The organism is Ruegeria sp. CDSC025 (genome assembly GCF_059610805.1).
Genome location: NZ_JBXWOJ010000016.1, coordinates 51,981 through 77,510 on the forward strand (window position 1 = coordinate 51,981; position 25,530 = coordinate 77,510).

40 protein-coding genes and 1 pseudogene are annotated in these 25,530 nt (G+C 55.0%); 3 read left to right on the forward strand and 38 right to left on the reverse strand.

Annotated features, from left to right (window positions below):
* The first annotated feature begins 74 nt into the window (after positions 1-74).
* Positions 75-674 carry a TetR/AcrR family transcriptional regulator gene (locus tag AC2FH8_RS18130; RefSeq protein ID WP_496690416.1) on the forward strand — a complete coding sequence of 200 codons (600 nt, stop codon included), beginning with the start codon at positions 75-77 and terminating at the stop codon, positions 672-674.
* A gap of 104 nt (positions 675-778) precedes the next feature.
* Here AC2FH8_RS18130 and rplQ read toward each other — a convergent pair whose 3' ends face one another.
* The 9 genes from rplQ to AC2FH8_RS18175 form a co-directional block, all read right to left on the reverse strand.
* Positions 779-1,201 carry a 50S ribosomal protein L17 gene (gene rplQ, locus AC2FH8_RS18135; protein WP_142639761.1) on the reverse strand — a complete coding sequence of 141 codons (423 nt, stop codon included), beginning with the start codon at positions 1,199-1,201 and terminating at the stop codon, positions 779-781.
* Positions 1,202-1,318: 117 nt separating this feature from the next.
* Positions 1,319-2,335 (reverse strand): DNA-directed RNA polymerase subunit alpha, encoded by a 1,017-nt coding sequence (locus AC2FH8_RS18140; protein ID WP_142639763.1) that lies wholly within the window; start codon positions 2,333-2,335, stop codon positions 1,319-1,321.
* A gap of 115 nt (positions 2,336-2,450) precedes the next feature.
* Positions 2,451-2,840: a 30S ribosomal protein S11 gene (gene rpsK, locus AC2FH8_RS18145; protein WP_037311698.1), complete on the reverse strand. Its 390-nt coding sequence runs from the start codon at positions 2,838-2,840 to the stop codon at positions 2,451-2,453.
* A 14-nt stretch (positions 2,841-2,854) separates the two neighbouring features.
* Positions 2,855-3,223, reverse strand: a complete 369-nt coding sequence (gene rpsM / locus AC2FH8_RS18150) for a 30S ribosomal protein S13 (protein ID WP_142639766.1) — start codon at positions 3,221-3,223, stop codon at positions 2,855-2,857.
* Between the two features lie 200 nt (positions 3,224-3,423).
* On the reverse strand, positions 3,424-4,068 hold the full coding sequence (locus AC2FH8_RS18155; protein WP_496690417.1) for an adenylate kinase: 645 nt from the start codon (positions 4,066-4,068) through the stop codon (positions 3,424-3,426).
* Positions 4,065-5,429 (reverse strand): preprotein translocase subunit SecY, encoded by a 1,365-nt coding sequence (gene secY / locus AC2FH8_RS18160; protein WP_271951986.1) that lies wholly within the window; start codon positions 5,427-5,429, stop codon positions 4,065-4,067. Before secY ends, AC2FH8_RS18155 begins: the two co-directional genes overlap by 4 nt.
* 109 nt (positions 5,430-5,538) lie before the next feature.
* Positions 5,539-6,012, reverse strand: a complete 474-nt coding sequence (gene rplO, locus AC2FH8_RS18165) for a 50S ribosomal protein L15 (protein WP_142639772.1) — start codon at positions 6,010-6,012, stop codon at positions 5,539-5,541.
* A 153-nt stretch (positions 6,013-6,165) separates the two neighbouring features.
* Positions 6,166-7,026 carry a hypothetical protein gene (locus AC2FH8_RS18170; protein ID WP_496690418.1) on the reverse strand — a complete coding sequence of 287 codons (861 nt, stop codon included), beginning with the start codon at positions 7,024-7,026 and terminating at the stop codon, positions 6,166-6,168.
* A gap of 144 nt (positions 7,027-7,170) precedes the next feature.
* Positions 7,171-7,383 carry a DUF1127 domain-containing protein gene (locus tag AC2FH8_RS18175; protein ID WP_142639774.1) on the reverse strand — a complete coding sequence of 71 codons (213 nt, stop codon included), beginning with the start codon at positions 7,381-7,383 and terminating at the stop codon, positions 7,171-7,173.
* Between the two features lie 512 nt (positions 7,384-7,895).
* Between AC2FH8_RS18175 and AC2FH8_RS18180 the strand changes: the two genes are divergently transcribed.
* Complete coding sequence (locus AC2FH8_RS18180; RefSeq protein ID WP_496690419.1) at positions 7,896-8,909, forward strand: radical SAM/SPASM domain-containing protein; 1,014 nt, start codon at positions 7,896-7,898, stop codon at positions 8,907-8,909.
* 121 nt (positions 8,910-9,030) lie between these two features.
* Here the strand turns inward: AC2FH8_RS18180 and rpmD are convergent, their stop codons facing one another.
* From rpmD to AC2FH8_RS18325, 29 genes and pseudogenes are all read right to left on the reverse strand, one after another.
* Positions 9,031-9,219: a 50S ribosomal protein L30 gene (gene rpmD, locus AC2FH8_RS18185; RefSeq protein ID WP_008757946.1), complete on the reverse strand. Its 189-nt coding sequence runs from the start codon at positions 9,217-9,219 to the stop codon at positions 9,031-9,033.
* A gap of 12 nt (positions 9,220-9,231) precedes the next feature.
* Positions 9,232-9,801 (reverse strand): 30S ribosomal protein S5, encoded by a 570-nt coding sequence (gene rpsE, locus AC2FH8_RS18190; RefSeq protein WP_142639778.1) that lies wholly within the window; start codon positions 9,799-9,801, stop codon positions 9,232-9,234.
* A gap of 116 nt (positions 9,802-9,917) precedes the next feature.
* Entirely contained in the window at positions 9,918-10,277 is a 360-nt protein-coding gene (gene rplR, locus AC2FH8_RS18195; RefSeq protein ID WP_142639780.1) for a 50S ribosomal protein L18, read from the reverse strand.
* An 11-nt stretch (positions 10,278-10,288) separates the two neighbouring features.
* On the reverse strand, positions 10,289-10,822 hold the full coding sequence (gene rplF / locus AC2FH8_RS18200) for a 50S ribosomal protein L6 (RefSeq protein WP_058272374.1): 534 nt from the start codon (positions 10,820-10,822) through the stop codon (positions 10,289-10,291).
* 12 nt (positions 10,823-10,834) lie between these two features.
* The gene (gene rpsH / locus AC2FH8_RS18205; RefSeq protein WP_496690420.1) at positions 10,835-11,227 is read right to left on the reverse strand and encodes a 30S ribosomal protein S8; all 393 of its coding nucleotides are present in this window, start codon (positions 11,225-11,227) and stop codon (positions 10,835-10,837) included.
* A gap of 13 nt (positions 11,228-11,240) precedes the next feature.
* The gene (gene rpsN / locus AC2FH8_RS18210) at positions 11,241-11,546 is read right to left on the reverse strand and encodes a 30S ribosomal protein S14 (RefSeq protein WP_142639784.1); all 306 of its coding nucleotides are present in this window, start codon (positions 11,544-11,546) and stop codon (positions 11,241-11,243) included.
* Between the two features lie 19 nt (positions 11,547-11,565).
* The gene (rplE, locus tag AC2FH8_RS18215; protein WP_142639786.1) at positions 11,566-12,126 is read right to left on the reverse strand and encodes a 50S ribosomal protein L5; all 561 of its coding nucleotides are present in this window, start codon (positions 12,124-12,126) and stop codon (positions 11,566-11,568) included.
* Positions 12,119-12,430, reverse strand: coding sequence for a 50S ribosomal protein L24 (gene rplX, locus AC2FH8_RS18220; RefSeq protein ID WP_142639787.1), 312 nt, complete (start codon positions 12,428-12,430; stop codon positions 12,119-12,121). Before rplX ends, rplE begins: the two co-directional genes overlap by 8 nt.
* Before the next feature lie 2 nt (positions 12,431-12,432).
* Positions 12,433-12,801 (reverse strand): 50S ribosomal protein L14, encoded by a 369-nt coding sequence (gene rplN, locus AC2FH8_RS18225; protein WP_005621870.1) that lies wholly within the window; start codon positions 12,799-12,801, stop codon positions 12,433-12,435.
* Between the two features lie 76 nt (positions 12,802-12,877).
* Complete coding sequence (gene rpsQ / locus AC2FH8_RS18230; RefSeq protein ID WP_037311742.1) at positions 12,878-13,108, reverse strand: 30S ribosomal protein S17; 231 nt, start codon at positions 13,106-13,108, stop codon at positions 12,878-12,880.
* A gap of 4 nt (positions 13,109-13,112) precedes the next feature.
* A complete protein-coding gene (gene rpmC, locus AC2FH8_RS18235) occupies positions 13,113-13,319 on the reverse strand; it encodes a 50S ribosomal protein L29 (protein WP_074736205.1) in 207 nt (68 codons plus the stop codon).
* A 244-nt stretch (positions 13,320-13,563) separates the two neighbouring features.
* The gene (locus AC2FH8_RS18240; RefSeq protein WP_142639789.1) at positions 13,564-14,175 is read right to left on the reverse strand and encodes a hypothetical protein; all 612 of its coding nucleotides are present in this window, start codon (positions 14,173-14,175) and stop codon (positions 13,564-13,566) included.
* A gap of 171 nt (positions 14,176-14,346) precedes the next feature.
* Positions 14,347-14,553, reverse strand: coding sequence for a cold-shock protein (locus AC2FH8_RS18245; protein WP_010437077.1), 207 nt, complete (start codon positions 14,551-14,553; stop codon positions 14,347-14,349).
* A gap of 203 nt (positions 14,554-14,756) precedes the next feature.
* Positions 14,757-15,377, reverse strand: coding sequence for a 2OG-Fe(II) oxygenase family protein (locus AC2FH8_RS18250; RefSeq protein ID WP_496690421.1), 621 nt, complete (start codon positions 15,375-15,377; stop codon positions 14,757-14,759).
* Between the two features lie 142 nt (positions 15,378-15,519).
* Complete coding sequence (gene rplP, locus AC2FH8_RS18255; protein ID WP_085823145.1) at positions 15,520-15,933, reverse strand: 50S ribosomal protein L16; 414 nt, start codon at positions 15,931-15,933, stop codon at positions 15,520-15,522.
* 12 nt (positions 15,934-15,945) lie between these two features.
* The gene (rpsC, locus tag AC2FH8_RS18260) at positions 15,946-16,656 is read right to left on the reverse strand and encodes a 30S ribosomal protein S3 (protein WP_037311761.1); all 711 of its coding nucleotides are present in this window, start codon (positions 16,654-16,656) and stop codon (positions 15,946-15,948) included.
* Entirely contained in the window at positions 16,656-17,036 is a 381-nt protein-coding gene (gene rplV / locus AC2FH8_RS18265; protein WP_039538267.1) for a 50S ribosomal protein L22, read from the reverse strand. The genes rpsC and rplV overlap by 1 nt, the downstream gene beginning before the upstream one ends.
* A gap of 3 nt (positions 17,037-17,039) precedes the next feature.
* On the reverse strand, positions 17,040-17,318 hold the full coding sequence (rpsS, locus tag AC2FH8_RS18270) for a 30S ribosomal protein S19 (protein ID WP_005980699.1): 279 nt from the start codon (positions 17,316-17,318) through the stop codon (positions 17,040-17,042).
* Between the two features lie 3 nt (positions 17,319-17,321).
* Entirely contained in the window at positions 17,322-18,164 is an 843-nt protein-coding gene (gene rplB, locus AC2FH8_RS18275; protein ID WP_008757664.1) for a 50S ribosomal protein L2, read from the reverse strand.
* A gap of 334 nt (positions 18,165-18,498) precedes the next feature.
* The gene (locus tag AC2FH8_RS18280; protein ID WP_496690422.1) at positions 18,499-18,756 is read right to left on the reverse strand and encodes a hypothetical protein; all 258 of its coding nucleotides are present in this window, start codon (positions 18,754-18,756) and stop codon (positions 18,499-18,501) included.
* A 592-nt stretch (positions 18,757-19,348) separates the two neighbouring features.
* Positions 19,349-19,525 carry a hypothetical protein gene (locus AC2FH8_RS18285; RefSeq protein WP_176797675.1) on the reverse strand — a complete coding sequence of 59 codons (177 nt, stop codon included), beginning with the start codon at positions 19,523-19,525 and terminating at the stop codon, positions 19,349-19,351.
* 80 nt (positions 19,526-19,605) lie between these two features.
* On the reverse strand, positions 19,606-20,640 hold the full coding sequence (locus AC2FH8_RS18290) for a fatty acid desaturase (RefSeq protein WP_142639792.1): 1,035 nt from the start codon (positions 20,638-20,640) through the stop codon (positions 19,606-19,608).
* A gap of 170 nt (positions 20,641-20,810) precedes the next feature.
* Entirely contained in the window at positions 20,811-21,107 is a 297-nt protein-coding gene (locus AC2FH8_RS18295; RefSeq protein ID WP_142639794.1) for a 50S ribosomal protein L23, read from the reverse strand.
* On the reverse strand, positions 21,104-21,721 hold the full coding sequence (gene rplD / locus AC2FH8_RS18300; RefSeq protein ID WP_050605826.1) for a 50S ribosomal protein L4: 618 nt from the start codon (positions 21,719-21,721) through the stop codon (positions 21,104-21,106). Before rplD ends, AC2FH8_RS18295 begins: the two co-directional genes overlap by 4 nt.
* Entirely contained in the window at positions 21,718-22,443 is a 726-nt protein-coding gene (gene rplC, locus AC2FH8_RS18305) for a 50S ribosomal protein L3 (protein ID WP_142639796.1), read from the reverse strand. The genes rplD and rplC overlap by 4 nt, the downstream gene beginning before the upstream one ends.
* An 18-nt stretch (positions 22,444-22,461) precedes the next feature.
* Positions 22,462-22,776: a 30S ribosomal protein S10 gene (rpsJ, locus tag AC2FH8_RS18310; protein WP_008756422.1), complete on the reverse strand. Its 315-nt coding sequence runs from the start codon at positions 22,774-22,776 to the stop codon at positions 22,462-22,464.
* A gap of 192 nt (positions 22,777-22,968) precedes the next feature.
* The gene (locus tag AC2FH8_RS18315) at positions 22,969-23,628 is read right to left on the reverse strand and encodes a hypothetical protein (protein WP_142639798.1); all 660 of its coding nucleotides are present in this window, start codon (positions 23,626-23,628) and stop codon (positions 22,969-22,971) included.
* Positions 23,629-23,783: 155 nt separating this feature from the next.
* Positions 23,784-23,885 (reverse strand): annotated as a pseudogene (locus AC2FH8_RS18320) (EF-Tu C-terminal domain-related protein); the annotation flags it as partial.
* A 44-nt stretch (positions 23,886-23,929) separates the two neighbouring features.
* Complete coding sequence (locus tag AC2FH8_RS18325; RefSeq protein WP_271951961.1) at positions 23,930-24,682, reverse strand: FkbM family methyltransferase; 753 nt, start codon at positions 24,680-24,682, stop codon at positions 23,930-23,932.
* Positions 24,683-24,938: 256 nt separating this feature from the next.
* Here AC2FH8_RS18325 and AC2FH8_RS18330 point away from each other — a divergent pair, with 256 nt between their 5' ends.
* On the forward strand, positions 24,939-25,280 hold the full coding sequence (locus tag AC2FH8_RS18330) for a RidA family protein (protein WP_142639802.1): 342 nt from the start codon (positions 24,939-24,941) through the stop codon (positions 25,278-25,280).
* Positions 25,281-25,530: the final 250 nt, after the last annotated feature.

Sequence of the window (25,530 nt, forward strand, 5' to 3'; positions counted from 1 at the left end):
GTAACAAAGTGTACGGTTGCGTTAAGCCGTAACCCGATGTACGGCTGAGTGTCAACACCATTCAGGAGGCCAGATTGAAAGATCACCTACGCACTGCCCGGCAGGAACAGATCGAAACAGCGGCTTATGAACTGCTCGCAGAAAAAGGTTTCGCGGGAACTTCGATGCTGAGCATCGCCAAACGTGCCCGCTGCTCAAACGAAACGCTTTACAACTGGTATGGCGATAAGCTTGGCTTGTTCCGCACCATGGTGTCACGAAACGCTGCGGAAGCAAAAACGTTGCTTGAAAACGCGCTTGCACAGCGTGAAGCCTCGATCGAAACACTCGACGCCTTTGGGCCGGTATTGCTGGAAATCATATTGGGCGAGAAGGCAGTTTCTCTGAATCGCGCGGCCGCAGCTGACGCAACCGGCCAACTAGGTAAAGCCTTGTCAGAGGCAGGTCGGGAAACGATTTCCCCTCTCCTGGCACAGCTTTTTGAAGCTGCCAGAACCAATGGAGAGCTAGTCAGCAACGATATATCGGACGTGGTTGATTTGTATTTGGGATTGTTGATTGGTGATCTTCAGATCCAGCGCGCGATCGGGCGCACAGAAAAGCCCGATCCGGGAACATTGGCAAGGCGCGCAGAAGCAGCAACCAGACATTTGCAAACGCTTCTCGGGCCCTGACTAAAGCTGACACATACCATGAGCAGAGCGGACTTGCGACTGGCTCCATAAGAAAAACCCCCGCGTCCGAGACACGGGGGTTTTCACATGAAAGCCAGGCATTCTTATTCTTCGTCTGCGGCCTCTTCGGCGGCGGTACGCGCTTTGTCTGCAGCGCCTTTGGCGTCCAGATCGCGGTCAACGAATTCGATGATCGCCATCGGGGCCATGTCGCCATAGCGGAAGCCTGCTTTCAGGATCCGGACATAACCGCCCTGACGCTCGGCATAACGGGGGCCCAGGATTTCAAACAGCTTTGCGACGTCTTTGTCTTCTTTCAGCTGCGATGCGGCCTGACGACGGGCGTGCAGGTCGCCGCGCTTGCCCAGAGTGATCAGTTTTTCAACGATCGGGCGCAGTTCTTTTGCCTTGGGCAGAGTTGTCTTGATCTGCTCATGTTCGATGAGCGAGCCAGCCATGTTCGCAAACAGAGCCTTGCGGTGCTCATGAGTACGGTTCAGGCGGCGGTAACCACGTGCGTGACGCATTTTCTAGTTCCTTCTTTAGCGTTTTGCTTTGTCTGGCCGGCGATGCGTGTCACCGACTCTCCTTGGGGCATGAATGCCCGTGCATTCCCCGCAAGCGCGGGCATTGGGAAGACGCGCTTAAAACGCGTCTTCGAATTTCTTCGCCAGATCTTCGATGTTGTCAGGTGGCCAATCCTCGACATCCATGCCAAGGTGCAGACCCATGCCGGACAGCACTTCTTTGATCTCGTTCAGCGACTTGCGGCCGAAGTTCGGGGTGCGCAGCATCTCGGCTTCGGTCTTCTGTATCAGGTCGCCAATGTAGACGATATTGTCGTTCTTCAGACAGTTTGCCGAACGGACAGACAGTTCCAACTCATCTACCTTCTTCAGCAGCAGCGGGTTGAACTCCAGACCATCATCCTCGTCCTGACGACCAGCCGATTCCGGCTCATCGAAGTTGACGAAGATCGACAGCTGATCCTGCAGGATGCGTGCGGCATAGGCCAACGCGTCCTCGGGGGTGATCGAACCGTCAGTCTCAATCTTCAGGGTCAGCTTGTCATAGTCAAGAACCTGACCTTCACGCGTCGGCTGAACATCATAGGCGACCTTTTTAACCGGCGAATAGATCGCGTCGATCGGGATCAGGCCGATAGGTGCGTCTTCTGGTTTGTTCTTTTCAGCCGAGACATAGCCCTTACCGGTGTTGACGGTCAGTTCCATGAACAGGTCGGCACCATCATCCAGGTGACAGATGACGTGATCGCGGTTCAGAACCTCGATGCCAGCGCTTTCGCTGATGTCCCCTGCGGTGACGATTGCCGGACCTTTTGCATTAATCGACAGACGCTTGGGGCCTTCGACCTCCATGCGCAGAGCGACCTGCTTGAGGTTCAGGATGATGTCGGTGACGTCTTCACGCACGCCTGCAACCGAACTGAATTCGTGCAGGACGTTGTCGATCTGAACGCTGGTGATGGCCGCACCTTGCAGCGAGCTCATCAGAACGCGGCGCAGAGCGTTGCCCAGAGTCAGACCAAAGCCACGCTCCAGCGGTTCTGCAACCAGCGTTGCCTGGCGCGCAGGGTCGTTGCCCGGCTTGCTTTCCAGCTGGGTTGGCTTGATCAATTCTGCCCAATTCTTGTGGATCATGTAATCCCTCCATTCCTGTCCGCGCCCCATGACCAACAAGGTGCAGACGCCCGAGGTTCAAAATGACGTGCTGGGGCCGTGCGAAAATGCGGGCCCCAGCTCAATTCTAATTCGCTTAGACGCGGCGGCGCTTCGGCGGACGGCAACCATTGTGAGCGATCGGGGTCACGTCACGGATCGACGTGATGTTGAAGCCCACTGCAGCCAATGCACGCAGAGCCGATTCACGACCCGAACCGGGGCCCTGAACTTCGACTTCCAGCGTCTTGACGCCGTGATCCTGTGCTTTCTTGCCTGCGTCTTCCGCAGCCATCTGAGCAGCATACGGAGTAGATTTACGCGACCCTTTGAAACCCATGGTCCCGGCCGACGACCATGCAATGGCGTTGCCTTGCACGTCCGAGATCAGGATCTTGGTGTTGTTGAAGGTCGAATTCACATGGGCGACGCCCGATGCGATATTCTTGCGCTCTTTTTTCTTGGTACGAGTCTTTTCGCGTGCCATCAGTCAGACCCCCCTTATTTCTTCTTACCGGCAATGGCCTTTGCGGGGCCTTTGCGGGTACGAGCGTTGGTGTGAGTACGCTGACCGCGAACGGGCAGGTTACGACGATGGCGCAGACCGCGATAGCAGCCCAGATCCATCAGGCGCTTGACGTTCATCTGAACTTCACGACGCAGGTCACCTTCAACGGTGAAGTTAGCGTCGATATGTTCACGGATGGCCAGAACTTCGGAATCCGACAGCTCATTGACGCGACGGTGCGCTTCAATGCCTACGGCTTCGCAGATGGCCTGCGCCGAGGTGTTGCCGATACCGGTGATATATGTGAGGGCGATAGGTACCCGCTTTGCAGTCGGGATGTTTACGCCGGCAATACGTGCCACGTGTCACTTTCCTTTTTGTTGCGGTTCCGTAGCTCCGGAACCTTTTTTCACAACACTTGACCGTGGCAGTGACGCCAGAGGGCCCAGTATTATTCGAGGTGGTCGGGGCAGTTAGGACGAATCCTGCCTGCGATCTTGATTCCCTTTAGGGATGGGGGTCGATATGGGCTTTTGCGCTTGGCGTCAAGGCCATATTGGAGCTAGCCGAGTACGGCCTCGATCGACGCAGTCACTTCCTTGATATCGGCCAACCCATTGACCGGGCGAAGATCGCCTTTGGCGTAGTAATAACCAATCAGCGGCGACGTCTTTTTGTAGTACTCCATCAACCGCGTGCGCAGGCTGTCTTCGTTGTCGTCGGCGCGACGCGTGAACTCTTTTTGCTCACCACAGTTGGTGCAGCGACCATCTGCCGGGATCGGCTTGGTCTTGTCATTATAAACTTCGCCACAGCCCGAACAGGTCGAACGTGCGGTGATCCGATCCACCAGGGCATCGTCATCCACCCGCATCTCGATCACAGTGTGTAGTGACTGGCCCAGCTTGGTCAGCAAAGCCGCCAATGCGTCGGCTTGTGCCAATGTGCGGGGAAAACCGTCAAAGATGAAACCGGCACCGGATTCGGCGGTCAGCTTCTCTTCGATCAGGCCGATGACAATCTCATCGGTGACCAGCTTGCCGGCATCCATGATGGCTGCGACCTTCAGGCCCATCTCGGTGCCCGAGGTTTTGGCTTCGCGCAGCATGTCTCCGGTGCTCAGCTGCACCATGCCGCGTGTTTCAACAAGATGACGCGCTTGCGTTCCTTTACCCGCCCCCGGGGGGCCCAGAAGAATGATGTTCATCGACGAGCGGGTCCCTTCCTGCCGCGTTTCTTACCCTTCCCGCGCAGTTGGGACTTTTCGATAAGCCCTTCGTATTGATGCGCCAGCAGGTGGCTCTGAACCTGTTGGATCGTATCCATGGTCACAGAGACGATAATCAGAACCGAAGTACCACCGAAATAGAACGGAATGGCAAACTGGCCCCGCAGGATTTCAGGCAACAGACAAACCGCCGCCAGATAAGCCGAACCCAGAACCAGTACGCGGTTGACCACGTATTCCAGATACTCGGCTGTTTTCTTACCCGGACGGATACCCGGCACAAAACCGTTCTGCTTTTTCAGGTTATCCGCCACGTCATCCGGTTTGAACGACACGTTGAACGTGTAGAAATAAGCAAAGAATACGATCATCGAGGCAAAGAACAGCAGGTACAGAGGCTGACCAGGTCCAAAATTGGCCAGCAGCCAGGACATGATCGGCCCGTTGGTCGCACCCGATGAGAAGGTTGAGATCGTCACCGGCAGCAATAGCAAAGAGCTGGCAAAGATCGCCGGGATAACGCCAGCCGGGTTCACTTTGACCGGCAAGTGGCTCGAGCCGCCTTCATAGATCTTCATACCGGCCTGACGGCGCGGGTATTGAATATGGATCTTGCGCAAAGCGCGCTCCATGAACACCACAAAGGTGATCACGGCGATGACCATGACGATCACCCCGATGATTACTGCGGGGCTGATTGCGCCGCTGCGGCCACTTGCGAAGAACTGAGCCAACGCTGCCGGAACCTCGGCGATGATGCCAACGAAAATAATCAGAGAGATACCGTTGCCGATGCCGCGCGCGGTGATCTGCTCACCCAGCCACATCAGGAACATGGTGCCGCCAACCAGTGTAATCATAGTCGACAGACGGAAATAGAGGCCCGGATCAGTCGCCAGATCGCCCGACTCCAGCGAAACGGCCAAGCCATAGGCCTGAACGGTGGCCAGCGCCACGGTGCCGAAACGGGTATATTGGTTGATCTTCTTACGACCCTGCTCGCCCTCTTTCTTGAGCTGTTCGAGCGCGGGAACCATCGAGGTCAGCAGCTGAATGATGATCGAGGCCGAGATGTAAGGCATGATGCCGAGGGCAAAGATACCCATCCGCCCAAGCGCCCCGCCGGTGAACATCGAAACCATACCGCCGATGCCCTGCCCCGCTTGCTCCATGAACTCACGCAGGGCCTGTCCGTCGATCCCCGGCACCGGTATAAAAGTGCCCAGGCGATAGACGATCAACAAACCCAGTGTGAACAGGATGCGGTTGCGCAGATCGGTGGCTTTGCCCAAAGCAGCCCAGCTAGTGTTGGCTGCCATTTGTTCTGCTGCTGATACCATAAATCGGTCTCTCTTATGAAAACACCGCCCGGAACCGTTTTCCGGCTCGGGCGGCGTCTTGGAAAACTCTGAAGTCTATGTAAGCGGGTCTTGGCCCGCTCACAAGCGCTTACTCTGCCGCAGCGGCTTTTGTGACCGTCAGTGAACCGCCCGCTTTTTCGACTGCCTCAACGGCAGCTTTCGAAGCACCAGTTACTTCCAGGGTCACCTTGGCGCTGATTTCGCCTTTGGCCAGAACGCGGATACCGTCCAGTTTACGGCGAACCAGACCGGATGCAACCAGTGCGTCCTCGGTGATCGCGGCTTTGGCGTCCAGCTTACCGGCGTCGACGAATTTCTGGATCAGGCCCAGGTTGATAACGGCAAACGCCTTGCGGTTCGGCTTGTTAAAGCCACGCTTGGGCAGGCGTTGGTACAGCGGCATCTGGCCACCTTCGTAGCCATTGATGGCCACACCCGAACGGGATTTCTGACCTTTGATACCACGGCCACCCATTTTACCTTTACCGGAACCGGGACCACGGCCGACGCGGGTCCGTTTCGGTGTGGCGCCTGGGTTGTCGCGCAATTCATTCAGTTTCATTTCGCTTCTCCTTCGCCGGAAATGACCCCGAAGCGTGATGGGTCAAACACGGCATTTCTTGGTTTTGATTCTTGCGGCGCAGTACGCCACCGGAGCCCGATACAGCTTTGTGGCTGAGGATGCAAGTTTTGAAGTGAACAACACCCAAACTGTCTAGCCTTCAGCATTTTGGATTGGCGCGTCCAGTGGATTAATCCGGTGTTTGGCCAGAAGCTTACCCACCAGGCTGTCTGGATCTGGCAGGCCATTATACCTGTTCCTCAGGATCGAACGCATCCGGCGACCATAAAAGTGAATTGAAACTGTGTCCTCGTGGAAGAACCTGGATAAATCGGCGTTTGGGCGTGCCAAAGCGCGCCGTCTGGTAAAGTTCACCGGATAGAACACATGCTCAGGCAGAACAAATTGGTGTTCGCCGGTTTGCCGTAAAGCCCAGGCAAAGGCTGACGGACCCCATGCGCCCCAATATTGCGCGGGCACATTGATCGGATCACCTGCATCCTGTGCCGCACGAAGGGGTTCCTGATATCGTTTGGGCAGCCATGGCGGAATCCGATATGGGTCCGTTGTATATTCGATGAGCAGATCCAGCGCCGGGCTGTCTGACGGAATGCCCAATACGCCGATCGCAATCTCTCCTTCGAGCATTCCGTAAAAATGCCCGGTCTCCGTTGTGAATGGACGCATGCAATAGGCGTCCGTATCCGCCCATATCAAATCGGGCTCCTGCGCCAACATGCGGTATCGGAACTTGTCCGAATGCGGCGCCGGGCTACCAGTACGGCTATGCGCAATGAATTCTGTGCCAGGCATCACATCGCGCGCATCGCGGGTATCCACACCTTCAGGTATCCCGGAGACATTCCCATAGGTGTAGAGGCGAACGGATTGACCGGCATCCAGATAGGATTTGATGCAGAGCTGCTCGAGAAAGCTCAGCGGGCCATCCACCCACAACATGCCGATCTGGTAGTCTCGCACTGTGTCAGCCTCGTCATCGCGTTGTTGGGACATAGCCCCCTCTAATAATTCTCATGGAAAATTTCCAAACGATCCACAATGCAGAGTGAGCAATTTCACCGTGCCTGTGCCTTTCAAGCACGCAGAATCAAAAGAGGCGCCAAATGGCGCCTCGGTGTTGTTCATCCTGCCAGGTTCTCAGCAGTAGACGTGCTTATGCGCAATATCACTTATATCGCACCGGCGGATACCAATGTCGTTCAGTTCACGATCAGTCAGGTTCTGAAGCTCTGAATAGGTGCGGCCGAATTCGGCGCGCAGGGCATAGGCCTCTTTCACGCGTGCGATCAGAGTTGTGATGCGGGCGGTCAGACCAAAGCCTTCGCGGGAAAAAGTTGCTGTGTTTGCCATTTCTATATTCCTTTCTAAACCGGAGCGTATTCTCCAGATTTCGTTTGCGTTCCTATTTGGGACAAAGCTCAAATAAGAACGCCAGATAACGCTAACAACAGAAGATTCGGTCTGGCCGGTATGCATTGAGGGAATGGCAGTGAAAACACTGTTTAGACATCCCACTACAGGCTTTCGTTGAAATAGACCTTTGGATTTCTCGTCTAAAGATAAGATTTATCAAATTTATATATTTTAATATCTTTTTTCTTTTACGGACCCATATTTTCACTATTCTATCACGTATCCGTGAACTATCGGGCTATTTCGGCCTGTTTTACCATTTTCGCCTCGCACGTTTAGGGCGTCCTCGACTTCATGAATGAGGATACTCCATGCCTTTGGTTTCAAGCGTTATTAGAAGGTTGCGCTGGATTCAGCGCCGTCCTTCCTTGAAGCAATCGGCAAACCTGTTGCGCAACATTCGGGGCTATCTTCTTCACTCTCAACAAGCCGCCCCGCTGCCGTCTTTGGTGAAAATTGATATTTCGCCGCTGTGCTCACTAGCCTGTCCACATTGCGTCCATGGGAATCCGGCAGGTCGTGACCGACCCTTGCTCAGCGATCAGAAGTTCGGGAAACAGGACAAGCTTAGCCTTCAGCAATACCAGCATATCATCGACCAGATCAAAGATCGCGCGCTTGGCGTCAGCCTGTTCTACTATGGCGATCCCCTGGTGCACCCGGACCTCACCGACATGATCCGGGCCACGACCGCAGCCGGTTTGGAAAGCCATATCACCACCCATTTCAGCTATCGGCTAAAAGCCGAGAGGATTCATGACCTGGTCGATGCCGGGCTTAGCCATATCACAATCTCAGTTGATGGCGCGACGCAGGAAAGCTTTCAGGTTACCCGTGTTCGCGGACGCCTGGATTTCGTTCTGTACAACCTGCGACTACTGGCTGGCTATAAAAAGAGGAAGGGTCTGAAATCTCCGTTCATAGAAATACAGCATATCTCTTTCCCCCATCACGCCGAGGATGAACTGGTTCAGGTGAAGGCCATCGTAGACGAGATTGGTATCGACGCCTTTACCACGTTTGAAGGGCTACGGTTCGATGCAAATGGAGATCTGTACAACGTCGTAGACGACGATCCCGATCGGATTGAAAATGGCCCGCCCCTGTCATCATCCCTCACCCCAAGGTGCCATTGGCCCCACAGCAGCACGGTCATTCGCTTTGATGGCGATGTGATTCCCTGCTGTCTCTGGCGATCCGGCCGCCAATATGTTTCCGACAAGAACCGTGATCCGCATGTGTTGGGAAATGTTTTCGACGAACCACTTGAAACCATCTGGAACAACGAAAAATACAAAGCTCTGCGCCGGCAGGTCTGGAACCCGCGTGCTCATTCCAAACGCGAAGCAGCAGCCAGTTTTTGCGATGGATGCCCCAGGCTGTACGAAAAACCAGGCAGAGAACCTTCGTTGCGCCATGAAGTCGACATTGAGTTTGCAGAAAAAAAGGCGCTCGGGTCATAGCCGAGTTTGCGCCGAGGCACTGAACAGCACCATAAGACGAGCCGGAAAAAAACGACCGGCTAAACAAGAAAACGCCCCCGATCAGATCGGAGGCGTTCTTAAGTCTTCAAAGAACTCGCGATTAGCCGCGTTCTTCGATGATCTCTACCAGATGCGGGATCTTGTTGACCATGCCGCGGACCGAAGGAGTATCCTCCAGCTCACGGGTTTTGTGCATCTTGTTCAAGCCCAGACCGATCAGGGTCGCGCGCTGTTCGGCGGGGCGGCGGATCGGGGAACCGATCTGCTTGACGACGATGGTTTTTGCCATGGGTCGCTCTCCTTATGCTTCTGCTTCAGCAGCAACAGGCGCTTCGTCCCGCTTAGGCAGGATGTCAGCAACTTTCTTGCCGCGACGCTGTGCAACCGAACGCGGGCTCTGCTCTTTTTGCAGGCCGTTGATGGTGGCGCGGATCATGTTGTACGGGTTCTGCGAGCCCAACGACTTGGACACAACGTCCTTGACGCCCAGCATTTCGAACACAGCACGCATCGGACCACCGGCGATGATACCAGTACCTTCAGGTGCCGAGCGCATAACCACTTTACCGGCGCCGTGACGGCCTTCGATATCGTGGTGCAGGGTCCGACCTTCGCGCAGCTGCACGCGGATCATCTGACGCTTGGCTTGTTCAGTCGCCTTACGGATGGCCTCGGGTACTTCTTTTGCTTTACCCTTGCCAAAGCCGACGCGGCCCTTCTGATCGCCGACAACCACCAGAGCGGCGAAGCCAAAGCGCTTACCACCTTTTACGGTTTTCGACACGCGGTTGATCGCGACCAGACGGTCTGCGAATTCCGGAGTTTCGTCGCGGTCGCGGCCACGGCCCCGACGGTTTTCACGTTCTGCCATTTGGCATCCCTTTTCTCATGTGGCGCATTACGGCGCCGTTGTTTCAATCCAAGTGAGCCTCGACTATTGCCGAGGCCCCCGGATCATCGGGGCAGCTGAGGCGCTGCCCGCAAGTCTTAGATCTTCAGACCACCTTCACGCGCAGCGTCGGCGACAGCCTTCACTTTGCCGTGGAACAGGAAGCCGCCACGATCGAAATAAGCCTCTTCGACGCCTGCCTTCTTGGCACGCTCGGCGATGGCTGCGCCCACTTTCGTAGCCGCTTCGACGTTGTTTGTGCCAACTACACCCAGATCTTTTTCCAGGGTCGAGGCCGAGGCCAGGGTCACACCACGAACGTCGTCGATCAGCTGAGCGCTGATGTTCTTGTTCGAACGGTGAACCGACAGGCGTACACGACCTGCATTGACCTTGCGAAGTTTGTTCCGAACGCGCAGGCGGCGCTTCAGAAACAGGGTTCTTTTGCTGTTTGCCATTGTTTGCGTCCTTACTTCTTCTTGCCTTCTTTGCGGAAGATGAATTCGCCCTTATAGCGGATACCCTTGCCTTTATACGGCTCGGGACGGCGCCATTCGCGGATTTTCGCCGCGACTTCGCCCACCTGCTGCTGGTCGTTACCTTCCACAATGATCACGGTCTGCTTCGGTGCGGTGATGGTGACACCTTCCGGAGCAACGAAATCAACGTCGTGGCTGTAGCCAAGGTTCAGCTTCAGGGTGTTCCCCTGCATCTGAGCCCGGTAACCAACACCCTGGATCTCCAGCTCTTTTTTGAAGCCTTCGGTCACACCGGTTACCAGATTGGCAACCATGGTGCGGCTCATGCCCCATTGCTGGCGGGCACGTTTGGACATGCCACGCGGGTTGATTTGAACCACATTGTCTTCGACCGACAGCGTAACGTCATCAGTCGCAGTGAAGCTACGGGCACCTTTCGGGCCTTTGACTTCGATGGTCTGGCCGGAAACCGAGGCGGTTACACCGCTGGGCAGTTCGACCGGACGTTTACCAATACGAGACATTGACAGACCTCCTTAGAAGACGGTGCAGAGCACTTCGCCGCCAACATTGTTGGAGCGTGCATTCTGGTCCGACATCACACCTTTCGGAGTGCTGACAATCGACACACCCAGACCCTGACGGACCTGCGGGATGTCATTGACGCCCATGTATACGCGACGACCGGGCTTGGAGACCCGCTTCAACTCGCGAATGACAGGGGTGCCTTCGTAGTATTTCAGGCTGATTTCGATGGCCGGATGACCGTTTTCACCAGTCATCTTTTCGTAGCCACGGATGTAACCTTCGTCCGCCAGCACGTCCAGAACCCAGGCGCGCAGTTTAGACGCCGGAGTGCTTACAGTGGACTTGCCGCGCATTTGCGCGTTGCGGATACGGGTGAGCATATCGCCGATAGGATCGTTCATATCTATGTCTCCCTTACCAGCTCGATTTCACCATGCCGGGGATCTGACCTGCAGAACCCAGCTCGCGCAGCATGATACGGCTGACCTTCAGCTTACGATAGTAAGCATGAGGACGACCTGTCAGCTGACAGCGGTTGTGAAGACGAGTTGCCGAGCTGTTGCGCGGCAGTTTCGCCAGTTTCAGACGCGCTTTGAAACGCTCTTCCATCGGCTTGCTCTCGTCATTCGCGATTTCTTTCAGCTCGGCACGCTTTGCGGCATATTTGGCCACCAGGCGTTCGCGCTTCTTCTCGCGTTCGATCATTGCTTTTTTAGCCATGTCTCAATCCTCCCGGCGCTTAAGCGTTGAACGGCATGTTGAACGCTTTCAACAGGCTTTTCGCTTCAGCGTCGGTTTTCGCTGTGGTGGCAATTACGATATCCAGGCCCCAGACCTCGTCGACCTTGTCGAAGTCGATTTCCGGGAACACGATGTGCTCTTTCATGCCCATGGCAAAGTTGCCACGACCGTCGAAAGAAGGCTTAACACCGCGGAAGTCACGAACGCGCGGCAGCGCTATGGTGATCAGACGATCCAGGAATTCATACATCCGGTCACCGCGCAGGGTAACTTTCGCACCCAGCGGCATGTCTTCACGGACGCGGAAACCCGCGATCGACTTCTTCGCCAGTGTTGCAACAGCCTTTTGGCCTGCAATCGCGGTCAGATCTTCAACAGCGGCTTTCGCCTTCTTCGAGTCTCTGACGGCCTCTGCACCACAACCGATGTTCAGAACGATCTTTTCCAGCTTGGGCAGCTGCATATCGCTCTTGTAACCGAACTCTTCTTTCAGAGCGGCACGGATGGTTTCAGCGTACTGAGCTTTCAGACGCGGGGTGTAGGTTGCGGTATCAAGCATCGATCACGTCCCCCGTGGTCTTGGCAAAACGAACCTTCTTGTCACCTTCCATGCGGAAGCCAACGCGGGTTGCTTTACCGTTTTTGTCCAGCAGAGCCAGGTTCGACAGCTCAATCGGGTTTGCCTGAGGCAGGCGACCACCTTGCGAGGTCTGCGACTGGCGGGTATGGCGAATGGCGATGTTCACGCCATCAACAACGGCTTTACCGGCTTTCGGGTCGACCGAGGTGATAGTTCCCTCTTTGCCCTTGTCCTTGCCAGCCAGCACGACGACCTTGTCGCCTTTGCGGAGTTTAGCAGCCATGATTACAGCACCTCCGGAGCAAGCGAGATGATTTTCATGAAGTTCTTCGCGCGCAGTTCACGAACAACAGGGCCAAAGATACGGGTACCTACGGGCTCGTTGTTGTTGTTCAGAATGACGGCGGCGTTGCGATCGAAACGGATCGCGGTGCCGTCTTCGCGACGGACTTCTTTGGCGGTGCGTACGACGACGGCCTTACGGACGTCACCTTTCTTTACGCGGCCGCGTGGGATGGCTTCCTTCACCGAGACGACAATGATGTCGCCTACAGAGGCGTATTTACGCTTGGAACCACCCAGGACCTTGATGCACTGAACTCGGCGTGCGCCGGAGTTGTCAGCGACATCCAGATTGGTCTGCATCTGGATCATGTGGTTTCTCCCGACCTGTGGGGGCTGGTCTTGTTAGATCCCCCAGGGTTTCGACAAATGGGAAAATCCCGGAGGCTTACGCTTCCAGAACTTCCCAACGTTTCGTCTTCGATTTCGGCGCGCATTCGATGATGCGAACTGTATCGCCGACCTTGAAGGCGTTCTTTTCATCGTGAGCCCGGTATTTCTTGGACTTACGGATGGTTTTCTTCAGAACCGGATGCGTAAAGCGGCGCTCGACGGATACGGTTACAGTCTGTGCGTTGGCATCGCTCGTTACGGTGCCGGAAAGGATACGCTTAGGCATAGGATTACTCCTCCGATGCCGCAGCAGCGGCCTTTTCGTTCAGGATGGTTTTAACGCGGGCGGCGTTGCGGCGGGCCGCTTTGATGCCAGCGGTGCTTTCCATCTGACCGGTTGCCTGTTGAAAGCGCAGGTTAAAGCTTTCTTTCTTCAGGTTGGCCAGTTCCTCGCGGAGCTGGTCAGGGGTCTTGTCACGCAGTTCTTGGGCGTTCATCGCCTTTTCCTTTGCTCAAAACACCAGAAGGCCCCTATGCAGGGTCACCTTTGACCTGGTGGATGAATGATAGACATACGAATCCCCCGACTCGGCCGGGGGAACGCAAGATGCCGCTCTATAGGGGGTTCTGGGGTGGGTGGCAAGGGAAAGTATGGAGGATTGATCGAGAGGCCGTTTTTAGCGCTCTGCTCACTTGAGCAACCAGCGACGGGCACGAGATGTTTGAACCGAATTTGGAAGCCTATTCGCTCTTGGAGCGAATTCCATCGAAACCTCTTCCCCAAACCAATCCAGAGTTCGGCAGCATATGCGCCTGCTTCAAAACTATCTTTAGCTCTGGAGAATACAGCACCTTTACCGTTCGTTCGTCATCCCCTGATACATGCTCACGCACCAGAACTTCCCAAACTTTGTATTTACACGTTCCAACCCGTTCAATTCGATTTTTCTGGAACTCAACCGTTACAGTGCCGAGTAAGGCTTCTTTATCGCCATCTTGTATCGTGAAGCCTGACTGCCACTCTTTTTGCTGCTCTAGGTCATCTAAGGAACTAACTGATTGCTCGTATGAACGCTTTGAGGCGGTGAACTTCATAAAGGTCTCGCCGAACAGCAAAGGATGCGCGTAGTGGCTAGCGAAACCTATGCGCCTAGAGTCTTCGGTTCTCAACTCAACGACAAACCCCGTCTCAACAACGGTTTGAACTCGTAAAAGCCATGTTCCGCCATAGTCCAACCAGACGCCTTTACCGACATCTACACGGGTTGGGCACGTCGCAAGTGCAGGTGCGACGGCCAACGCCAAAAAAAGTGAAACCGCTAGTACAACCTTTGCTGGTTTTGGCGCGCCCATGGTTTACTCCCACAAAATAGAAAAGCTGGCATTAATCCCGCCACCCTAGGCCTCGTTGACAGGTGCGTTGAATGCACCAGCCATTACAGCATGTAGATATCCCACTCACAAACGCAAAACGCGGCCTCGTTTGCACGAGACCGCGTCTTCAACTGTCTAAGTCTGAGTGACTTACGCCAGAGCGATGTTCACAGCCGACTCACGACCGTCACGGCCGGGTTCGATGTCGAACGTTACTTTCTGGTCGTCGGCCAGGCCGGTCAGACCCGAGCGCTCGACAGCAGAGATGTGTACAAACACGTCTTTGCCACCGGTCTCCGGTGCGATGAAGCCAAAACCTTTAGTTGTGTTGAACCATTTTACGGTGCCGTTGGCCATATCCGTAGTCTCCTAGTAAATTGCTGTCCGCGGAATTGCGACAGCGCGGCGTTGTCGGTCTGGATCGAAAGACTGAACGCCGATATTCGGGAGACAGTGGTCGAAAAAGAAAAACGTAAGCGCCCCCCACATCGTTTATCTGACGACACAATGCAAGAACTTTTCACACATTCCTTTGAATCAGAGTCCCTTAAACGACCGTGCTAGTCCCATTTATAGTTAAAGCTGACGGAAATCCGCTCATCCTCGGCCATGTTCATCGGCACCTCGTGGCGCAACCAGCTCTCCCATAGCAAAACATCGCCAACCTGAGGCTTCACATAGATAAATGGCTGCAGGTCCCGACGGCCCCCTTTCATACGCGTGGGCGCTGCCATCATGCGGCCCGAGCGCGGGTCTTCAAGCTTCAGCGCGCTAGCACCTTCGGGCATCGAAACATAAGTCGTGCCCGAGATCACGCTATGTGGGTGCAGGTGGCTGGAGTGCATTCCGCCCTCGGGCAAAATGTTGATCCAAAGGTCTTCAAGCTTTAGTTCACCCTCACCCAGATCAAACTCCAGATCCTTAGCAAAAGCTGCAACGTGCTGGTCCAGCAACTTAACCAGATCGGCAAAGATCGGGAACCTCCAGGGCAGATCGGTCAGCGAGGCATAGCTGGTGTAGCCGGGATAGCCGTTTTCTTCGCACCATTCCTGCCCGGCCTCATCATCCTCGGCAATGACAAGACAGGAGCTTTCCAGTTCCTCCGGGTCGATCTTGGGATCGAACTCGGACAAAGCTGCGCGATAGAGGCGGGTGACAAAAAGTGATTCAATCTGTGCCATGGGCCTGTCTTAAACCAGCCTCTCGATGAAGGCGATGGGTGTTTTGCGAGGCTGTCGCGGGGCAGCGCCATCAAACCAAAAACCCCCGCCGGTTTCCCGACGGGGGTCAATCTTGTCGCGAGCGGGGTCGCCCCCGGGTCGCTTACCAGTCTTCGCGAACCACGACGCGAGTCTTGATCGGCAGCTTCATCGCAGCCAGGCGCAGGGCCTCGCGGGCGATGTCGTCATTGACGCCGTCGATTTCGAACATCACGCGGCCAGGCTTGACTTTGCATGCCCAGCGGTCGACCGAACCTTTACCTTTACCCATACGAACTTCGATCGGCTTAGCCGTAACCGGAGTGTCGGGGAAGATGCGGATCCAGACACGACCCTGACGCTTCATGTGACGCGTCATGGCGCGACGTGCAGCTTCGATCTGGCGTGCAGTTACACGCTCAGGCTCAAGAGCTTTCAGTCCATAGGTGCCAAAGTTCAGATCAGAGCCGCCCTTGGCTTCACCCTTGATCCGGCCTTTGTGCATCTTGCGGAATTTAGTACGCTTTGGTTGAAGCATATCTTTCCCTCCTTAGCGACGACCGCCACCAGCACCACGAGGTGCAGGGCCGTCCTGGAGTTCCTGTGCTTTACGGTCACGTGCCTGCGGATCGTGCTCCATGATCTCACCTTTGAAGATCCAGACCTTGATCCCGATGATCCCATAAGGAGTCATCGCTTCGGCTTGTGCGTAATCGATGTCGGCGCGCAGCGTGTGCAGAGGCACACGGCCTTCGCGGTACCACTCGGTCCGTGCGATTTCGGCGCCACCCAGACGGCCAGCGACGTTCACCCGGATACCCAGAGAGCCCATACGCATGGCGTTCTGAACAGACCGCTTCATCGCGCGACGGAACGAAACCCGGCGCTCCAGCTGCTGAGCGATAGACTCGGCAACCAGCTGTGCGTCAAGCTCGGGCTTGCGCACTTCGACGATGTTCAGGTGCAATTCGCTGTCTGTCATCAGGGCGATTTTCTTGCGCAGAACTTCAATGTCCGCGCCTTTCTTGCCGATGATGACACCCGGACGTGCAGTGTGGATCGTAACGCGGCACTTCTTGTGCGGACGTTCGATGATCACACGGGCGATGCCGGCTTGCTTGCACTCTTTGTTGATGAACTCACGGATCTTCAGATCTTCCAGCAGAAGATCACCGTAGTCCTTGGTATCGGCGTACCAGCGGCTGTCCCAGGTGCGGTTCACCTGAAGGCGCATGCCGATCGGATTTACTTTATGACCCATTAGGCTTGCTCCTCAACTTGACGCACCTTGATGGTGATCTCCGAGAACGGCTTCATGATCTTGCCGAAACGGCCACGGGCCCGGGGGCGACCGCGTTTCATGACCAGGTTCTTACCAACCCATGCTTCTGCAACGATCAGCTCGTCAACGTCCAGGTTGTGGTTGTTCTCAGCGTTGGCGATTGCGGACTGCAGGCACTTTTTGACGTCCTGCGCGACACGCTTGTTCGAGAAAGTCAGGTCGGTCAGAGCCTTCTCAACTTTCTTGCCGCGGATCATCTGCGCAACCAGGTTCAGTTTCTGCGGGCTGGTACGGAGCATGCGCGTTTTTGCCATTGCTTCGTTTTCAGCCACGCGGCGGGGGTTCTTTTCCTTGCCCATGACTTACTTCCGCTTCGCTTTTTTGTCAGCGGCGTGACCGTAATAGGTGCGAGTCGGCGAATACTCACCGAACTTCTGACCGATCATGTCTTCCGAGACGTTGACGGGGATATGCTTCTGGCCGTTGTACACACCAAAGGTCAGACCCACGAACTGGGGCAGAATGGTGGAACGACGCGACCAGATTTTGATAACTTCGTTGCGGCCCGACTCGCGCGCTGCTTCGGCTTTTTTCAGCACGTAAGCATCGACGAAAGGACCCTTCCAAACAGAGCGAGACATGGATTAACGTCCCTTCTTCTTGGCGTGCCGCGAGCGGATGATCAGCTTCTGGGACGCTTTGTTTTTGTTGCGAGTACGCTTACCCTTGGTGTCCTTACCCCAAGGCGTAACCGGTGTACGGCCACCCGAGGTACGGCCTTCACCACCACCGTGCGGGTGATCGATCGGGTTCATAGCAACACCACGAACCGACGGACGCACGCCTTTGTGGCGCATACGACCGGCTTTACCGAGGTTTTGGTTGCTGTTGTCGGGGTTGGACACGGCACCAACGGTGGCCATGCATTCCTGACGGACCATGCGCAGCTCGCCCGAGCTCAGACGGATCTGAGCATAACCGCCATCGCGGCCTACGAATTGCGCGTAAGTACCGGCCGCACGTGCGATCTGACCGCCTTTACCAGGCTTCATCTCGATGTTGTGGACGATGGTACCAATAGGCATACCCGAGAACGGCATTGCGTTGCCCGGCTTGATGTCGGCCTTGGCCGAAGCCACAACCTTGTCACCAACAGCCAGACGCTGCGGAGCCAGGATATATGCCTGCTCGCCGTCTTCGTATTTTACCAGTGCGATAAACGCGGTCCGGTTCGGGTCATATTCGATCCGCTCGACGGTTGCCGCGACATCAAATTTATTCCGTTTGAAGTCAACGATCCGGTAGAGACGCTTTGCGCCACCGCCGCGGCGGCGTGAAGTGATCCGTCCGGTGTTGTTCCGGCCGCCCGATTTGGTCAAACCCTCAGTGAGAGACTTGACCGGACGTCCTTTCCAAAGCTCCGAACGGTCGATCAGCACCAGCCCGCGCTGGCCCGGCGTCGTCGGCTTGTACGACTTGAGTGCCATGCTTTCTGTCTTCCGTTTAGCAAGTGCAGGGATTTCCCCGCTATGTGATAGGCCCCCGTAGGTGCCAAAGGTATAGGGCCCCGAAGGTCCCCGGTTTAAAATATCAGAAGCCCCGGAACGAATCCGAGGCCGCAAGATTGGGTGCATATAGCCGTGTTGGGGGTGGGTGTCTATAGGGTGCTCTATGAATTTCGAAAACTTCGATACTCTATGGTTCCCTCCAAATTCATTTTCTTAAACCACGAAAGAATATTGTTCAAACTTGGTGACGGCAACGGCTGTGCGCAGCTCACAACCAAGACCAGTATAGAATATTGGCAACATATATAGTTATTTACGCACTGCTAGTTGATGCCGGAATCTCTTCATCTACTGACTTTTCCCACATTTCAACTAGGAGGTAAAAGATGATTAAGGCCATATTCCCCATCTTTGCAATTTGCGGAACAGCATTCGTTTCTGCGTGCAGCACAGCAGATTTACCGGAGGCTTCGGAAGGCCAAAAGACCAGCGCGAAATCAGATTTGGATATTGTGCTGGAATGCGCCGCGGAAGCTGGGATTGGATCAAATTTTCGAGTCACAAAATACATTGTAGGCGGTCGCACCGGGTACTCAATTGATCCACCGAACACAGTACACTATGAACTGGCCAACAAAGCCAACGCATGCATCGCAGACAAAGGTGCCGGTATACCGAGATACTAGAGAGTTTTGAATGAGAGCCAGAATTGCCATTAAAGGAATTCGACACTCGCATCTGACCTATTGAGTTAGACGTTTGACGGATGGCTTAGGTTAACTTCGGTAGCTTCACTTTCCTCCCAAGCATACTTGTTCTGACAATTTCTTTCAGTTCGCCCAAAAGGTGCGTAGTCAAGGCCGAAGGCCGCCGCGCCAGCGACTGCCCGTCCCGGCGGGCTGGCGCTTTGGGGACTATTGCGCCTCGCTATAAGTTCGGATGTAATTGGCACTATAAAGCGCGCAGATCAGTCGCTGCGGCGCCATCCCACGGTCAGTCACCGGCGCGGCTTGCGGATAGAGACAACAAAAAAACTCGCTTGCGCGGGGGCCAAATATCTCTCTCCAAAGACGAGGCCGACCAGAGGCTGGCGAACACGTCAATGGATGCCATTTTCCAGTGTTACACCAGAAGCCTCAACGCTCACCCAAAGCCCCGCACGATCACTTCTTGTCGCGCGCGGCCTTCTCTTCCTTGGTCAGCTTGGCGTTCCAGACATTCTTGCTCAGACCCAGCTCTGCTGGCGCAGGTTTGGTTTTGCCGATGCTGACTTTGCCTCCTTTATCCAGGAACTCCTGAATAAGGGCCTCATCTGTTGTTTCTTTGGGGACATGTTTCATAAGAGCGACCGTATCCGCATCACACGCCGGGGGCAACGACCGGATTTCCGGCTATCGTTCACACCATCTGACCGATCCCGTCACCCATACAGCGCGCGCGCTTCGGCAAAGGACAGCAGGCGGCGGTTCTTTTCATCCCACAGGTGCAGCCGCGCGTTGGCGAGGCTCTCGCGGATGGTCATCCGGTTGCTGTTGGCCAATTCCTCATGGTCCCGCAGCACTTCGGTCAGGCGATAGAACGGGATGCGACTGTACAGATGGTGTACGTGGTGGATGCCGATATTGGCCGTGAACCACTGCAATACGGATGGCAGGATGTAATGCGAACTTCCGTGCAGGGCGGCCTCGTGCAGTTGCCAGTCCTGATCAGGGTCCCATTGCGTCTCTTCGAATTGGTGTTGGACATAGAACAACCAGACGCCAGCGGTCGCGGCGATAAGCGTCGAGGGCAGGAAAATCAGCAGCACCGGCATCAGGCCACCAAAATAGTAGATGGCCCCCAGTGCGGCCAGAATGGCCAGGTTCGTCGCCATCGCGCTGACCCAGAATTTCGGAATACCGGTCAAGCCAAGCGGGAGGCGGTTTTGAAACAGGAACAGATAGCCGGGCCCAAAGCCAAACAGGGTGATCGGGTGGCGATAGAGCCGGTAAAATAACCGGTTCAAGGGCGTCAGCGCCCGGTATTCGGCCACCGTCAGCGTATGGATGTCTCCCATCCCGCGCTTATCCAGATTGCCAGATGAGTTGTGATGCGAGGAATGTGTGCGCCGCCAAACATCGTAAGGCGTCAGCGTCAGCACCCCGAGCCCCCGACCGACCCAGTCACTGACCGTCCGGTTCGTAAAAAATGCCCCGTGACCGCAATCATGCTGAATGGCAAACAGACGCAACAGAAAGGCCGCGTTCAGAACCGAGATCGCAAGCGCTAGCCAATAGCTCACCGACAAAGACATCCAGGCCAAGGCCCAAAGCGCTATGAAGGGAACACAGGTAACCCCCAGCTCGAACCAGCTACGCGGTTGGCTTGGCTCTCGATATTTGGCCAGCGTCGACACCCAGTCCCGCGCGACAGTCACATCCGGGTTGTCCCGGGTCGAGAGAGTGGATTGGGTCATGCGCCTGCCATATCGTTTGTTTGTTCCATACCGGATAGACGACCCCACCGGCATAGCAATCATTTTCTGTTCGAGACGCTGGGAATGGCGCTCAACTTTTGGTGTCACTACCTAAAGAAAAACCCCCGCTTTCGCGGGGGTCTTAATGGTTTGTCCAAAGACAGGCCCGATCAAAGACCGGTGGAAATGTCGATGGTGTTACCCTCTTCAAGGGTCACATATGCTTTTTTGACGTCTTTCCGCTTGCCCAACTGGCCGCGGAACCGCTTGACCTTACCTTTGGTCACAGAGGTGTTCACCGCTTTGACCTTCACACCAAACAGTGCCTCAACGGCCTCTTTGATCTGTGGCTTGTTGCTGTCAATCGCAACCTCAAAGACAACCGCGCCATTTTCGGACGCCATGGTCGACTTTTCGGTGATGATCGGCTTGCGGATCACGTCGTAGTGTTCTGCCTTCGCGCTCATTTCAGTCGAGCCTCCAGTGCTTCGACAGCCGCTTTGGTGAGCACCAGAGTGTCACGCTTGAGGATGTCATAAACGTTTGCACCCATCGACGGCAGGATATCCAGACCTTCGATGTTGCGCGACGCCTTCAGGAACCCTTCGTTCACGGTCGCCCCGTCGATGACCAGAGCGCGTTTCCAACCCAGGTTTGCAACCTGCTTGGCCAGAGCGGCGGTCTTGCCTTCGGCTTCAGCGTTCTCGATCACGACCAGTTCACCAGCTGCCATTTTGGCAGACAGCGCGTGGCGCAGACCAAGTTTACGGAACTTTTTCGGCAGGTCATGACCATGCGAACGCACGACCGGACCTTTGTAAACGCCACCACCCCGGAAGATCGGTGCCGAACGGGCGCCGTGGCGTGCGCCACCGGTGCCTTTTTGGCGATAGATCTTCTTGGTTGAGTAGGACACTTCCGAGCGGGTCTTGACCTTGTGGGTGCCAGCCTGCGCGTTGTTACGCTGCCAACGGACCACACGGTGCAGGATGTCCGCGCGCGGCTCCAGGCCGAACAGGTCTGCATCCAGCTCGATGTTGCCGGCTTTGCCGCCGTCCAGTTTGATTACATCAAGTTTCATGCTTCACCACCTTCCGCGGGAGCTTCTTCCGCAGGTGCTTCGGTTGCAGCCGATTTCACAGCAGCCGGGAAAGGCAGGCCTTCCGGTGCTTTCTTCTTGACGGCGTCCTTGACGGTAACCCAACCGGATTTCGGTCCGGGAACGGCGCCTTTGATGAAGACCAGACCACGGTCGGCGTCGGTTTTGACGACTTCCAGGTTCTGGGTTGTTACACGGGCAGCACCCATGTGACCGGCCATCTTTTTGCCTTTGAAAACCTTGCCCGGATCCTGACACTGGCCAGTTGAACCGTGCGAACGGTGGCTGATCGAAACACCGTGTGAGGCGCGAAGACCACCGAAGTTCCAGCGCTTCATTGCACCGGCAAAGCCTTTACCGATCGAAGTACCCGAAACGTCAACTTTCTGACCTTCCAGGAAATGCTCTGCCGAAATCTCGGCACCTACTTCGATCAGGCCATCTTCGGAGACGCGGAACTCGACCAGCTTACGCTTGGGTTCAACCTTGGCAGCGGCATAGTGACCGCGCATGGCTTTCGAGGTGCGTTTTGCCTTGGCAGCACCGGCACCCAGCTGAACAGCAGTATAGCCGTCCTTCTCGTCCGTGCGCTGTGCAACAACCTGCAGGTTGTCCAGGTGAAGAACGGTCACAGGGATCTGCTTGCCGTCTTCCATGAACAGGCGGGTCATGCCGACTTTTTTTGCGATAATACCAGAGCGCATAATCTATACCCTCCGATCTTACGACTGCAGCTTGATCTCGACGTCCACACCAGCCGCGAGGTCGAGCTTCATCAGCGCGTCAACGGTCTGGGGGGTCGGATCAACGATGTCGAGCAGACGCTTGTGCGTGCGGATCTCGAACTGGTCGCGGGATTTCTTGTCAACGTGAGGGCCACGGAGAACCGTGAACTTCTCGATCTTGTTCGGCAGCGGGATCGGGCCGCGCACATTCGCGCCGGTCCGCTTGGCAGTGTTGACGATCTCTTGCGTGCTGGCATCCAGAACGCGATAGTCAAATGCCTTCAGCCGAATACGGATATTTTGGCTTTGCATAATAACAGCCTTTTATCAGGCGTTGAGGTTGAGAGGAGGACAAGCGCGCATCGCCAACCCTCATCGAACCCAAAAGGCGGGAATCACCCCGCCTTGATGTTCTTACAGAGAACTCGCGCGACCTACAGGGGTTGGTGGGGTTTGGCAAGGGGGTTTAATGTATTTCGACACGTGTAATCGATGCCGCTCCAGCTACTCACACCATTTTATCAGATTGGTATCAATTGAATGCTCAAAACACTCAGTATACGGGAGCCAAAGAAAAGCATTGCCGTCCACAATGTAAAGGCCAGTAGGTTTGTCATCAACGACAACTCCAAACCTTAGAGAGGCGGCTTCCAATTCCATCTCGCAAATGGACTTCGGCTCTAGGACAACTGAACCCGGGCCATTATACGAAGGGTACTCGACTTTGCTGGCGTCAACGCGCGAATTGATCTCAGCGTTTTCGCATTTCCGATAGAACTCTTCAGTCGCAGCGGCAATTTCTGCATACATGCTTTTTCCTATGTGTTCTTTCAGCGGAAATCCACCGTTCGCAAGAACAAACTTTTCATTGGCTTCAATCAATAGCGAACAGTTCTCTTCACTATCGAATACTGCAAGCGCTTTACCGTCAGGTTTAAGCGCTCCCTGATACCGGTTTCTAATGAAATCAACTTCGAAAACGCCAGGCAAACTGATACGTTTGAAGCTCGGATCTGAAAAGCCTGCGCCGCAATGCCAATCGGCATCCAAAGCAACGTCCCCCAGGATGGTCAGCTTTTTTCTTGAAGAAACTTGTGTCGTTTCAAGCGTGGTGCAAGCGCACAATACGAGGCAAGAGAGGATCAAAAACGTTGTTTTGTTCAAAATTTTCTCGTCAGTGTTTGTTCGTATATACGGTCCAAAAGCAGAATGCTGAGTGAGCTTAAGTCAAAACGCCAACTAAATATCAAGTTGAAAACGGAAACAGGAAAGGGCGCCCCGAGGGACGCCCTTTCCGTTTGATCATTCGCTTGCGCGACTTACTCAACAATCTTCGACACAACACCGGCGCCGACGGTGCGGCCGCCTTCGTGGATCGCAATGCGCAGGCCATCTTCCATCGCGATTGGCTCAACGCCTTCGCGGACAACACAACTCGCGTTGCATGCGGAAAGATGCCCTTAGACTATGTCTTGGCTACGCGTGCCGCCATACGTGACAGTCTGGTATCCTGATAGTCGAACACTGAGCTTTCGAAAGGGGCAAAGATGGCATCGCAATCGGTCGCTTCCGCAGACGGTGGCCTGACGAATTCGTGCAGCTCAAACCCGTGATCTGCCATCGCGGCGACAAAATCGCTGAACCTATAACCGCCATGATACCGACGCCGTACAGAGACTTCAGCCAATACAAAGGTGCATTTTTTTAGCATCTCCGATGCACCTTTAATAACCTCGATTTCAAAACCTTCCGTGTCGATTTTCAATCCGAAAGGTTCCTTGTAGGAAGACGCAATCTCATCCAGTGTTTTTACCGGGACTTGTCGCTCTTCAACTTGCGAGGTGTGTTGGATTGCCGCTTCGTCAAACTCCTGCATCGTTGCCCGTGTGCCGAGCCAACGATCGCCGACCGTTGGAATTCGAAGAGTCGTCTGTCCGCTTTCGGCACCAACTCCGCAAGCATGGAAATCAAAATCGATCTTGTCGCCCCAGTTTTTCCGTACCTTGGTTTCGTAATCCGAAATGGGCTCAACCAACACAAACTTGGCTGCGGGGAAAGCTTCGTACAAATGCTCGGTTCCCGAGGCCACCCCGACATCGAATACTGTCTCGACCTCAAAACCCAGATTACCGATATAGGCACCCGTCTCCTTCATTGGCGAAACCTGATATCCTCGCCGCTTCAGGCGTTTGGACAGTCGTTCTACGGTTTCGTCCATGTCGAAGTATCCTTCTTGCGGTTTCGCCCGATGCAATCCACTGAAACCAACTAGAGAGCACTTCAACGGCAAAAGCGCAATCTGGTATACTGTGTCGCTGGCAAGCTAGCCTAGGCGCGGCAAAATGCTATCGACCCGCCCCGTCCCCGACCAGTTCAACTTTTCTGAAAGTTACTCAAGTGGTTTCCGTTTGCCATGCGGGGCATCTTATGACCATGAACGCGTGCATCAAACAGGAAACAGCGAGATCACTCCAATGATAGAACGCATCGAAACCGGCGAGAGATCGTCCAAAATCGTTAAACATAATGGTGTGGCCTATTTGACCGGGCAAGTCGCCGAAGGTGATACCATTCAGGAACAGGTGCGTATTTGCCTTGGGAAAATTGACGACCTGCTAGAGCGCGCAGGTTCATCACGGGAAAAAATGCTGCGTGTGACCATCTGGCTGGCCGATATGAAGGACTTTGCTGGTTTGAACGAGGTCTGGAATGCTTGGGTTCCTGCAGGATACGCACCTGCGAGGGCGTGTGGCGAAGCAAAATTGGCGCGGCCCGAACTTAAGGTGGAATTCATAGTGGACGCTGCATACGACTAAAGCATGCTGCTTCTTTAGGAATTCCCCGTCTTGAATTACCAAATTCAAACAGAAAAAGCCCGCCCCGGTTTGGGGCGGGCTTTTTTGTTTTGACGGTTAGGTCTGAGACTATTCGGCGAACGATCTCATCACCGCCTCCGATCACTCAACACTCTTTAGTGTACGACATGGGCGCGTCGCGGGCTTGTCGAGATCAAACGAGAAAGGGCGCCGAATGGGCGCCCTTTCCATTTGATCATTCGCTTGCGCG